This is a genomic window from Streptomyces sp. NPDC002104 (assembly GCF_053593795.1).
In genome coordinates this window covers 73,194-85,066 of sequence record NZ_JBSFDF010000030.1, presented here as the reverse complement: position 1 = coordinate 85,066, position 11,873 = coordinate 73,194, and the positions used below count along the sequence as shown (strand labels likewise).

Genomic DNA, 11,873 nt, shown 5'->3' with positions numbered 1-11,873 from the left:
CTACCGGTCGGTCACTACCTTCTCCTCACCCACCACCCCCACCCGGACCCTTGGGAGAGCCGCCCCATGCGCATCCGAAGCTCAGCCCTCGCCGCCGTGGCCGCCCTGGCCCTCTCGGCCGCCGTCCCCTCCGCCACCGCCACCGCCGCCGCCTCCACGCGGACGGAGGAGGCCACCGCCCGCCCCGGCGACATCGTCAGCAGCGCGCCGTCCGCGTTCCACCCACTGCCCGGTCAGCCCACCCACACCAAAGCCTGGAAGATCCACTACAACTCCACGACCGCCGACGGCGCCCCGAACGTCGTCTCCGGCACCGTCATCGTCCCGCAGGACGGCCGAACCGGCCCGCGCCCCCTGATCACCTACGCCGTCGGCACCGTCGGCATGGGCGACTCCTGCGCGCCGAGCAACAACCTCCCGTACGGCACCGCCCTGGAGGCCAACCTCATCCAGCAGCTCACCCTGCGCGGCTGGGCCGTCGTCGTCACCGACTACGAGGGCCTGGGCACCCCCGGCGTGCACACCTACACCGTCGGCCCCTCCGCCGGCCACGCCGTTCTCGACGCCGCCCGCGCGGCCACCCGGCTGCCCGAGGCCGGGCTGTCGGCCACGACACCCGTCGGGATCATGGGGTACTCCCAGGGCGGCCAGGCCAGCGCCTGGGCCGCCGAGCTGCAGGGCTCGTACGCACCGGAGTTGCGGGTCAAGGGCACGGCGACGGGCGGGGTCCCGGCCGATCTGCTGAAGGTGGCCGACTTCAACAACGGCTCCTACGGCTCCGGCCTCATCTTCATGGCCGCCGCCGGCCAGGACGCGGCCTTCCCGGAACTGAAGCTCGACTCCTACCTCAACCCGGCCGGGAAGGTCCTGGTCGGCGCCATGAAGGAGAACTGCGTCGCGATCGACGCCATCGGCGGCTCCTTCAAGCGGATCTCCGACCTGACCACCCGCGACCCGCTGGCGCAGCCCGACTGGCAGGCCCGCCTGAACCAGAGCAGGCTCGGGCGCACCGCCCCGGCCGCGCCCGTGTACCAGTACCACGCGCTCGGCGACGAGCTCATCCCGTACGCCGTCGGCAGCCGGCTGCGCTCCGACTGGTGCGCGCGGGGCACGAACCTCGAATTCGACACCATCTGGATCGGCGAGCACGTCAGCGGGGTCATCACGCAGTCCCTGGCGGCGGGCAACTGGCTCGCGGACCGTTTCGCGGGCCGCTCCACGCACCCCAACTGCTGACCCGGCAGCGGTGGTTGCCGCTGCCCCGCCGGGGAGGAGGCCGCGCCGGGCGGGCTCACTCCCCGGCGGGGCAGGAGCGCGTCCCGGAGGGCAGCCGGCCGTCGATCAGGAAGTGGTCCACGTACCCCTGCACACAGCGCGAGGCGACGTACCCGGTGTGGCCGTCGCCCTTGTAGTCCACGATCACGGTGTTGCCGAGCCGCTTCGCCGTCTCCTCCGTCCACTCGTACGGGGTGGCCGGATCTCCGCGCGTACCGACGAGCAGGATGCGCGGGATGCCGGCGGGGCGGTCGATCCTGCGGATGAAATCGGTGCCGGCGGGGCGCCCGTAGCAGGCCAGCACCGTCATCAGCTGGCGCGGGCCGAAGATCGGCGAGGCGGCGAGGAACAGCGGCTGGAGCTCGGCCAGTTCCCGCTCGACGGCCGCCGGGGAGGCCTTGGCGTCCCCGCGGTCCGGGTCGTCGGCGCAGTTCACGGCGACGAGCGCGGCGGCGGCGTTGTCGGCGGGCACGGCGGCGGCCCCCTCCTCCGCGGGGTCCTGCCCGGGGTCCTCCCCGACCGGGGACGGTTCGTCCGGACCGCCGAGCTGCATCAGCCCCACGGGGTCACGGTGGCGCTCGACCAGGGCCAGCGCCTCCGCGAGGGCGGGCCAGGCCTTCGGCGAGTACAGGGCGGTCCCGATGGCGTCGGCCACGTCCTGCCCGGTGAAGCGCAGTCCGCCCTCGCCGGTCAGCGGCTCCGCGTCCAGGCGGGTGACGAGGGCCTGGACCTTCTCCTTGGCGGTACGGGTGTTCGTGCCGTAGACGCAGTCCTGCCGGTGGGCGCACCAGACGAGGAAGTTGTCCAGCGCCCGCTGCTGGCCGACCGCCGACAGCAGGGCCTGCTCGCCGAGCGGCTCGGTGAGGGTGTCGACGCCGTCGAGGGCCATGCGGCCGGTGCGGTGCGGGAACAGCGCGGCGTAGACGGCGCCGAGGCGGGTCCCGTAGGAGAAGCCGAGGTAGTCGAGCTTGTCCTCCCCGAGGGCCTGGCGCAGCAGGTCCATGTCCCGGGCGACGCTGACGGTACCGACGTACGGGAGCACCCGGCCCGAGTCGAGCGCGCAGCGCTTGGCTTCGGCCCGCAGGGCGGCGAGCTCGGCGGCGGGCCCGCCGGGGGCTCCGGCGCCTCCCCCCTGCATGCTCCCTCCGCAGGTGACGGGGGCGCTGTGGCCGACGCCCCGGGGGTCGAAGACTACGAGGTCGTAGCGCTTGTTGAGCTCCGCGAAGGCGTTGGGGTCGGCCGCGAGGGTGGAGACGCCGGGGGCGCCGGGGCCGCCGAAGTTCAGCACGAGGGAGCCGATCCGCTGGGCGGCGGGGCCGGTGGCGGGGAGCCGCGCGACGGCGACCCGGAGGGTCCCCTGGGCCTTGCCCCGGGTCGCGTGATCGAGCGGCACGGTGAGGGTGCCGCAGCGCATTCCGTCGGGCACGGGCTTCTCCGGGCACGCGCCCCACTGGATCCCCGTCCGGGCGGCTCCCGTGCGCGCGGGTGCCGGGCCGGCCGGGCCGGGGACGGCGGCGAGCAGGGCGCCGGCCAGGGCGGTGCCGAGGAGGCCGGCGCCTATTCGGGAACGGGAACGGGAACGGGAACGGTGCACTGCACCCTCCTGGGGCGGCCCCCCGGACCAGTGACCCCACCCTATGCGCGCCCTCCGCGCCTCGCTCTGCGAGCCCCTCACCCGTCCGGCCCCTTGACGGGGGGCGCGGCGGGGTGGGCCCTGCGGGGCTGGTGTGTCCCCTACCCGCCCTTCCACCGTTCCCCGGGCTGCGCCCGGACCTCTGCCGCGTGCGGCCCCGTTCCCGGGGGCCATCCAGCCCCGCCGGCGTGCGAGGCGCGGAGCCCCGGAAGGGGTCCGGGCGCAGCCCGGGGAACGGGCGAAGGGCGGGTCGGGGGACTCCGCCCCGGCCCGGGCTGCGGCACCGCGAACGCCACCGGCCCGGGCTGCGGCCCGACCCGCGGGTCAGGACGGCCGGTACAGGGCTTCGATCTCGCGCTCGAAGTCCCGTGCGACCGCGCCCCGCTTCAGCTTCAGGGAGGGCGTCAGATGCCCCCGCTCCTCCGTGAACTCCCCCTCCAGCACCGCGAACCGCCGGATCGACTCCGCCCGCGACACCAGCCGGTTCGCCTCGTCGACCGCCCGCTGGAGGTCCGCCCGCAGTTCCTCGTCGGCCACCAGCTCCCGGATCGGCACGCCCGTCTTCTTGCGCATCTGCCGCCAGTGCTGGAGCCCCTCCGGTTCCAGGGTGATCAGCGCGGTGACGTAGGGCCGGTTGTCGCCGACGACCATGCACTGGCCCACCAGCGGGTGGGCCCGCAGCCAGTCCTCCAGGGGTGCGGGGGCCACGTTCTTGCCGCCGGAGGTGATGATCAGGTCCTTCTTCCGGCCGGTGATCGTCAGGTACCCGTCCGCGTCGAGCTCCCCGATGTCCCCCGTGGACAGCCACTGCTCCCCGCCCACCGCCACGCCGCTGTTCCAGTACCCCGCGAACACGTGCGGCCCGCGCAGCAGCACCTCCCCGTCGTCGGCGATCCGTACCGCCGTCCCCGGCAGCGGCCACCCCACCGTGCCCAGCCGGGGCCGCAGCGGCGGGGTGACGGTCGCGGCCGCGGTCGTCTCCGTGAGTCCGTACCCCTCGAAGACCTCGATGCCCGCGCCCGTGTAGAAGGCGGCGAGGCGCCGGCCGAGGGGGGAGCCGCCGCTCAGGATGTACCGCACGCGCCCGCCCAGCGCCCCCCGGATCCGCCGGTACACGAGCGGCTCGTACAGGGCCCGGCCCAGCCGCAGGCCCAGCCCCGGCCGCTTGCCCTCCACGACCGCCACCTCCCCGAGGCTGCGCGCGATCCGCGCCGCCCGGTCGAAGGAGGAGGCCCGGCCCATCTTCTCGGCCGTGGCCCGCGCGGTGTTGTAGACCTTCTCCAGGACGTACGGGATCGCCAGCAGGAACGTCGGCCGGAAGCCGGCCAGGTCGGCCAGCAGGTCCTCGCCGCGGATGCTCGGCGCGTGGCCGACCTTCACCCGTGCCCGCATGCACCCGACGGCCACCATCCGCCCGAAGACGTGCGACAGCGGCAGGAACAGCAGGGTCGAGGCCGGGTCCTTGCTGACCGACTTGAAGACGGGGTGCAGCAGCTCCACCGCGTTGTCGACCTCGGCGAAGAAGTTGGCGTGCGTCAGCACGCACCCCTTGGGCTGCCCGGTCGTCCCGGAGGTGTAGATCAGCGTCGCGACGGACTCCGGCGCGCACCCGGCCCGGCGGGCCGCGACGACCTCGTCGGGCACGTGCTCGCCGGCCTTGACCAGCCGGGCCACCGCGCCCGTGTCGATCTCCCAGAGGTGGCGCAGCCAGGGCAGGTTGGCCCGCTCCGAGCTGATGATCCGCGCCTGCGTGGTGTCCTCGACCGCGCAGGCGACGGCGCCGGAGTCCTGGATGATCCAGCGCGCCTGGAGCGCGGAGGAGGTGGGGTACACCGGGACGGTGATCAGCCCGGCCGCCCAGCCCGCGAAGTCCAGCAGGGTCCATTCGTAGGTGGTCCGCGCCATGATGGCCAGCCGGTCACCGGGCCGCAGCCCCTCGGCGATCAGCCCCTTCGCGACGGCGAGCACCTGGCCGGCGAACTCGGCGGCCGAGACGTCCCGCCAGGTCCCGTCCCGCTCCTTGCGGGCGAGTACGGGTTCCCGCGGAGCCTCCCGGGCATTGTCGAAGGGAATGTCCCCGAGGGATCCGCTGACCGGCACCGGGGCCAGCGGGGGCACCCACACCTGGCGCACCCGCCCTTCGATCACGGTCTTGACCGGTTCTACGTGCTTCGGCGGACTGACGACCCTCACCAGGCTCGATTCGGCGGTCACGGTGTGCCTCCCTGGCCGGAACGGAGTGTTACCGCCGGTAATTTACTTAGCGGTAACCACCCTGAACACCCCTGTGCCCGGCTTTTCACCGATGCTCCACGCCGTGCCGCCCACACCCCCACCTCGTGCGCACGCCTGCGGCCCCCGGCTGCGCTCCCGTGTGCCCCGTAAACCCGGTGAACGAAGATCGGCAGTCGACCAGACTGATCTCATGACCTCTCCCGAACCGCATCCCAAGGCCGAGCTCCACTTCTACCTCCAGTCCGCCCGCGAAGCGCTCCTCTGGAAGCTCGAAGGCCTCTCGGAGTACGACGTACGCCGCCCGCTGACCCCGACCGGCACCAACCTCCTCGGCCTGGTGAAGCACGCGGCCACCACGGAGCTGGGCTACCTCGGCGACACCTTCGGGCGGCCCTCCGGCGAACCCCTGCCCTGGGTCGCGGAGGACGCCGAGCCCAACGCGGACATGTGGGCCACCCCCGACCAGTCGCGCGCGGACATCGTGGCGCTCTACCACCGCGCGTGGGCCCACGCGGACGCCACGATCGAGGCCCTCCCCCTGGACACGATCGGCACGGTCCCGTGGTGGCCGAGCGGCGACGACAAGGTGTCCCTGCACCACGCCGTGGTCCGCATCATCTCCGACGCCCACCGGCACGCCGGCCACGCCGACATCCTCCGCGAACTCCTCGACGGCACCACGGGCATGCAGCCGTCGAACCCCGGCCTCCCGGACACCGACCCGGCCTGGTGGGAAGCCCACCGCGCCCGCCTGGAGCAGGCGGCACGGGAGGCCTGAGCCGGCCACGGGGGCGGACTGGGATACTCCCGCCATGGATACCGAGGTGAGGGGAAGCGGACCGCGGCCGGACACGACCGTGCCGCCGCCCGTACGGGCCACGCCGGCGCACGGCGCGGACTGGGCGCTGCGTCCCGCGGTGACGGCGGACGTGGAGGTGATCGCGGAGCTGCGGGCCCGGGTCATGCGCGCGGACCTGGAACGCCTCGGGCGCTACGACGAGCACCGGGTACGGCAGCGGCTGCGGGACGCCTTCTCCCCGCGGCACACGTCGGTCATCACCGTCGGCCGTGAGCTCGCGGGATGCGTCACGGTCCGGCCGGCCGACGGCAGGCTCTGGCTGGAGCACTTCTACCTCGCTCCGCCCCATCAGGGCCGCGGCCTCGGATCCGCCGTGCTGGGCACGGTCCTGGAGCGGACGGACGCGCAGGGCATGAGCGTGCGCCTGAACGTACTGCAGGGCAGTGCCGCCCGCCGGCTCTACGAGCGTCACGGATTCGCCGTGGAAACCGAGGACCCGGTCGACGTCTTCATGATGCGCCCGCCGGGCTGCCCGGCCACCGCTCCCGCGCGGCCCTGACCTGCGACGGGCGCCGCCCTCACGCGCGCCCCGGGCCCTCGCCGCCCTCCACGACCCGCGCGGGCGCGCCCTCTTCCGCTCCCTCCGCCTCTGCCTCTGTCTCTGTCTCTGCCGCTGCCTCTGACTCTGCCTCTGCCTCTTCCGTTTCCTCCTCGGGCGGCAGCACCTGGAGGATCTGGCCGGAGGACGTCATCAGGTACCGGATCTCCGTGTCGCCACCGGTCTCGGGCGGGGAGATCTTGGCGCGGAACTTCTCCTGCCAGTCCGTCACCGAGTTGCCGAAGTCGTGCCAGCGGCCCTTGAGTTCGACCGTACCGAGACGTTCGGTCAGCTCGGTCGCCATCGCATCGGCGTCCTCCACCTGATGGACCTGCGCCTCCAGGAGCCTGCGCAGTGCGGCGTAGGGATTGCCGGGATCCGCGAGGGCCACGGCCGCCGCGTGGGCGACCATCGCCTTGCGCCGGATCGCGATCGCCGCGCGGGCCAGGTGGAGCTCGCGGGCGAAGTGGTCCGTGTCCTTCGTCCGTCCGCCGAGCGCCTCCTCCAGCCGGCGGTGGTCGATCCTGCCGTCCTCGTCCGTCAGCTCGTCGACGACCCCGCGGTGCTTCTCCAGGAACTGCTGGGAGCGGTAGAACTCGTCGTCCGCGCTCTTCAGGGCGAGTTCGATGTGCGGATCGCCGCCGTCGAGCAGCGTGCTGATCACACGGGACAGCTGACCGTCGGCCGACCGCTGGGCCGTGATCCGGTCCTCGTAGTGCCGCTCCTCCTGACGTTCCAGGAGCCCTTCGACCCGGCGCTGGTGAGCCCGCTGTTCCCGTTGGGCGAACATGTCCATCGCCATGACCGTTCCCGCGACGGCGAGCAGGGGCCAGCCCGCCATGATGGCTCCTCCGGCGGCCACCGGCTTCAGAACGGCGTGCGCCGTCTGCCCGTCGGTCCGGGAGAACCCCCGGAACCCGGAGGTTCCGACGGCCTTCACGAGTTCCGCCCCCTTGGGCAGGACCACCCGGAACAACGTCTCGCTCTTCGGGTCGAGGGCCTTCACCATCCCGGTCAGCGCCTGCTGGGCCGTGGCGTTCACGGGCACGGTACGAAGCTTCGCGACCTCCGCTTCGGTGACCGGGTGGTACTCGACGGCGACCGGCACCGCTGCCGCTTCGAGCGCGTCCCAGATCGCGGAGGACGAGGAGCCGACGGATCGCAGGACCTCGTCGGAGACCAGGATCCCGGCCGGAGGAAACGCGGGCCGCGCTTCGGCCACGACCGCGCCGGGTGGCGTGGCGGTCCCGTCCGGGGCGGTGGCGTCACCGCCGGGGACGGCCGTGTTCCCGGGGGACCTCCAGCGCAGCCACCCGGCGACGAGCACGGCGGCGCCGGCGAGCGCCACCGGCGCGGCGATCAGCTCAACGGGCATGGATATCAAGCCGATTCACGTCCTCGGATACAGCTGCGGCGAATGGTTGGTGCAAACGACAGTCGAGCATAACGAGAACCGCAGCGGTCAGGAGCCCGCCCGCCGGCGCCCCTTCGGCCCCCAGGCCACTACTGCGCCCCCGCCGCCGCGATGATCTCGTCGATCCGCCGGGCGTTGTCCTCCAGGGCCTTCCGCTCCTCCGTGAGCGTCTCGGTGTTCTGGGCGATCTGCTCCTTCTGGTACACGGTCTCCACCGCCACCCAGATGCCGACGACGTTGGCCTCCTTGCCACACGTCCAGGAAGCCACCGCCGTCCCGATCTCCTCCGAAGTCGCCTCCGGGGCGCTCCACTTCTTGTCGCCGATCGCGTCGAACGGGCCCCTGTAGGCGCCGTAGCCCTTGCCGGCCATGCACGCGGCCCACTTCTTCTCGGCGGCGATCACGCGCGGGTCGTTCTTGGCCGTCTCGAAGGAGCGTGCCTTGATCGCCGCGGCGGTCTCGGCGTGCCCGGTACGGGCGCCCGTGCCGTCCGCGAGCTTTCGCTGGGCCTCCCCGGAGCAGCCCCCCTCGGGCACCTTCATGCCGTTGTACGTGGTCAGGGGTTCGCCACTGCCCTCCTTCATGCCGCGCGCCACCTCGATGACAGCGACCGGCTGACGCACCATCCGATCGGGAGTCAGGGCCCGCGGGTCGTTCTGCGCCATGTGGAAGCCGTACTTCTGGGCGACTTCGAGAGAGGCGGGGGTGCCGTAGCGACGGGAGTGCACGGAGCCCTGGGCGACGGCCGTGGCGGGCGGTTCCTTCATCTGCAGGCCGAAGCGGGAGAGGCACTGCTTCCTCAGCAGGTTCAAGGCCTGCCCGGTCTGCACGATGCGGTCGGTGGACACGTCGTAGGCGTCGATCGGCAGGACCAGGTCGCCGGTGCCGTCCTTGTCCTCGGCCTTGCCCGCGCCGGGGCCCCCCGGCTGTTCCTCGGCGGGCGGCGCCGACCTGTCGCCCCCGGCCTGCTCGGCGCCGGAGCTGCACGCGGTCGCGGCGAGAACGCTGAGAACACTGAGAACAGCCGCGGTCAGCCCGGTGCGAACGGAACGAGACGTGATCATCAAGGCACCTCGCGTGGGAAGCGGGCCGGCACAGCGGGGTCGGAGCAGGCGTCCGCTCAGGCGGGTTCGATGCTGAGCTGAGCGCCCAGTTCCGCGAAGCCCAGCGCGGCAGCCACCCGCCGGGAGGCGGGGGTGCGTGCCCGCCATTGCGGCAGCAGCCCGGCGGCGAGGGCGTGCGCGACCGCCGCCGATCCCGTCAGCCGGGCCAGTCCGCGGCCCCGCGCCGCCGGCGCCGTCAGTACGGAGACGTGGGCCGTCCGGCCCGGCCAGGTCCGGAATCCGGAGGCGGCGACCACTCGGCCGTGCCCGTCGCGTACGAGGAACGCGGGCGAGGTGAGCTCGTCGAGCGCGGCCTCACCGGCGTCCTCGGCGCCGGCCGCCCGCTCCAGGGCCCGTACGTCCGGATGGCCGGCCGGAAGCCGCTCCACCGTCAGCACCCCGGCCGCCACCGGCCGGAACCCGTCCGGGGACACGTACGCCAGGGCCGGTGGCCCGAGCACCCGGGCCACCGGAAGGACGTCCCGGACGGCGCCGCCGTCCACGACGGCCTCCGCCGACAGCCCCGCCAGCGCATCGCGCACGAGCCCGGCGGCAGCCTCGCCCGGCACCGTCACGATCGCCGAGCCGCCCAGGGCCACCGCCCCGACCCACCCGGCCGGGCACAGCCCGGACCCCGGTGAGACCGCCACCTCCACACCGCCCGACGGGGCGAACGACACCGGCACCCGGGCCAGTTCCTGCCACACCCCACGGGCCCGGACCAGCAGCGGACGATCCATCGACATGGCACCGATACTGCCAGCCGCAGCAAGCCGTGCGCTGGTGAAGTGGCGGCGATACCAAGGCTCTTGACCCTCACGCGACGTCAGGCCGCATAGTCGTGGCCGTGGAGGATCACTGGAACGTGGGACGCGTGGCCGAGCTGGCCGGGGTGAGCGTCCGCACCCTGCATCACTACGACGCGATCGGGCTCGTCCGGCCCTCGGCACGGACCTCGGCCGGGTACCGGGCCTACGCGCCGGGCGACGTGGAGCGGCTGCGGGAGGTACTGGCCTACCGGCGGCTGGGCTTCGGCCTGCGGGAGGTCGCCGAGCTGATCGGCGAGCCGTCCACCGACGCGGTCGCCCACCTGCACCGGCTGCGCGGCCTGCTGCTGGAGCGGCGGGCGCGCGCCGACGCCATGGTGGCGGCCATCGACAGGGAGCTCGTAGCGCGGGCGAAGGGGATGACGGTGACACCGGAGGAGCAACTGGAGATGCTCGGTGCGCGGCTGTACGACGCGATCGGCGGGGGCTACACGACGACACGGCGTACCGAGCCGCGGATCGCCGCGCAGATCTGGGACGCGCTCGGGGACGCCCGGACCGTGCTGAACGTCGGCGCCGGCACCGGTTCCTACGAGCCCGCCGACCGGGCCGTGACCGCGGTGGAGCCGTCGGCGGTCATGCGCGGGCAGCGGCCGGCCGGCGCGGCTCCGTGCGTGGCCGCCGCCGCGGAGAGCCTGCCGTTCGAGGACCGCTCCTTCGACGTCGCGATGGCCGTCTCCACCGTGCACCACTGGGCGGACCCGATCGCGGGGCTGCGCGAGATGCGGCGGGTGGCGCGCCGCGTGGTGGTGCTCACCTTCGACACCGACGAGCCCGGATGGCAGGACCGGTTCTGGCTGACCCGCGACTACCTGCCCGAGTTCTCCGCCGTCCTGGCCGGCTTTCCCCCGCTCGCCGGGATGGCCGGCGCGATCGGCGCCCGCGCCGAGCCGGTGCCGGTCCCGTGGGACTGCGCCGACGGGCTGTTCGAGGCGTACTGGCGCCGGCCGGAGGCGTACCTGGAGGATCACGTGCGCCGTGCGATGTCGGTGTGGACGAGGGTCGGGCCGCAGGCCGAACAGCGGGCGGTACGAAGCCTCCGCACCGACCTCGGCTCCGGCCGGTGGGCCGAGCGCAACGGCGGCCTCGCCGGCCTGCCCGAGGCGGACCTCGGCCTCCGCCTCCTCACGGCGTGAGTGCCCTCCGCCCGCTCCGCCCGGTCCACCCCCGCCCCCGCCCCCACCCCCCGGTGCCGCCGGAATTGCCTTGCCCGGGTGCCACGGCGCTCGCATCATCTCCGCATGGACGACACTCCGAACCAACTCCCCTCCGCCCTGCCCGCGTTGCGCGCGAGGGCGGCCGGCGCCGGCTTCTCCCTGTCCTGTGAGGACCGCACGGGCAGCCTCCTGGCGGGGCTCGCCGCCGGGCGGCCCGGGGGGCGCATCCTGGAGCTCGGTACCGGTGCGGGCGCGGGCGCCGCCTGGCTCCTCAGCGGGATGGACCGGGCCTCCCGGCTGACCACCGTCGAACTCGACCCCGCCGTCCAGGCCATCGCCCGGGACGAGCTGGGCACCGACCCGCGGGTGACCTTCGTGTCCGGGGACGGCGGCACGTGGCTGGAGGGGTTCGGCGGCCCGCCCTTCGACCTCGTCTTCGCGGACACCTGGCCGGGCAAGTTCACCCACCTCGACCGGGCCCTGGCGCTCGTGGCGCCCGGCGGGACCTACCTGATCGACGACCTCCTCCCCCAGCCCGGCTGGCCGCAGGACCACGCGGACTCCGTCGTACGCCTCCTGGCCGAGCTGGAGGCGCGCAAGGACTTCCGGTGCGTCCGCCTGGCCTGGGCGAGCGGCCTGCTGATGGCGGTGCGTACAGCCGCCTGACGGGGCCGGGACCGGCCCCGCGTCACGTGGCGCGCCGCGCCGGAACCCGTGCCTGCGGCCGGCGAGGACCAGGCCCAGGCCCAGGGCCTGCCCACGGGTCGGGCGGGCAGAGCGCGAGGACCCGCACGAAGGACCGCACGAAGGGCCGCACGAAGGACCGTACGAA

Annotated in this window: 10 protein-coding genes; 5 read left to right on the top strand and 5 right to left on the bottom strand. The window is 73.9% G+C overall.

Translation table 11 applies throughout. From position 1 onward, the window contains the following. Positions 1 to 66: 66 nt before the first annotated feature. Positions 67 to 1,236: a lipase family protein gene (locus tag ACWCP2_RS24255; RefSeq protein WP_450910663.1), complete on the top strand. Its 1,170-nt coding sequence runs from the start codon at positions 67 to 69 to the stop codon at positions 1,234 to 1,236. A 55-nt stretch (positions 1,237 to 1,291) separates the two neighbouring features. Here the strand turns inward: ACWCP2_RS24255 and ACWCP2_RS24250 are convergent, their stop codons facing one another. Then, positions 1,292 to 2,869, bottom strand: coding sequence for an alpha/beta hydrolase (locus ACWCP2_RS24250; protein WP_450910662.1), 1,578 nt, complete (start codon positions 2,867 to 2,869; stop codon positions 1,292 to 1,294). A gap of 363 nt (positions 2,870 to 3,232) precedes the next feature. Next, positions 3,233 to 5,122 carry an AMP-dependent synthetase/ligase gene (locus ACWCP2_RS24245; protein ID WP_450910661.1) on the bottom strand — a complete coding sequence of 630 codons (1,890 nt, stop codon included), beginning with the start codon at positions 5,120 to 5,122 and terminating at the stop codon, positions 3,233 to 3,235. 211 nt (positions 5,123 to 5,333) lie between these two features. Here ACWCP2_RS24245 and ACWCP2_RS24240 point away from each other — a divergent pair, with 211 nt between their 5' ends. Further along, positions 5,334 to 5,921, top strand: coding sequence for a DinB family protein (locus ACWCP2_RS24240; protein WP_450910660.1), 588 nt, complete (start codon positions 5,334 to 5,336; stop codon positions 5,919 to 5,921). Between the two features lie 34 nt (positions 5,922 to 5,955). Then, a complete protein-coding gene (locus tag ACWCP2_RS24235; RefSeq protein ID WP_450910659.1) occupies positions 5,956 to 6,501 on the top strand; it encodes an N-acetyltransferase family protein in 546 nt (181 codons plus the stop codon). A 19-nt stretch (positions 6,502 to 6,520) separates the two neighbouring features. Here the strand turns inward: ACWCP2_RS24235 and ACWCP2_RS24230 are convergent, their stop codons facing one another. The 3 genes from ACWCP2_RS24230 to ACWCP2_RS24220 form a co-directional block, all read right to left on the bottom strand. Further along, entirely contained in the window at positions 6,521 to 7,915 is a 1,395-nt protein-coding gene (locus ACWCP2_RS24230) for a hypothetical protein (RefSeq protein ID WP_450910658.1), read from the bottom strand. Between the two features lie 128 nt (positions 7,916 to 8,043). Next, positions 8,044 to 9,018 carry a hypothetical protein gene (locus ACWCP2_RS24225; protein WP_450910657.1) on the bottom strand — a complete coding sequence of 325 codons (975 nt, stop codon included), beginning with the start codon at positions 9,016 to 9,018 and terminating at the stop codon, positions 8,044 to 8,046. Between the two features lie 56 nt (positions 9,019 to 9,074). Beyond that, positions 9,075 to 9,803, bottom strand: a complete 729-nt coding sequence (locus ACWCP2_RS24220) for a GNAT family N-acetyltransferase (RefSeq protein WP_450910656.1) — start codon at positions 9,801 to 9,803, stop codon at positions 9,075 to 9,077. 119 nt (positions 9,804 to 9,922) lie between these two features. Between ACWCP2_RS24220 and ACWCP2_RS24215 the strand changes: the two genes are divergently transcribed. Together ACWCP2_RS24215 and ACWCP2_RS24210 are read left to right on the top strand one after the other, a co-directional pair. Then, entirely contained in the window at positions 9,923 to 11,020 is a 1,098-nt protein-coding gene (locus tag ACWCP2_RS24215; protein WP_450910690.1) for a MerR family transcriptional regulator, read from the top strand. Positions 11,021 to 11,125: 105 nt separating this feature from the next. Beyond that, entirely contained in the window at positions 11,126 to 11,707 is a 582-nt protein-coding gene (locus ACWCP2_RS24210; RefSeq protein ID WP_450910655.1) for an O-methyltransferase, read from the top strand. Positions 11,708 to 11,873: the final 166 nt, after the last annotated feature.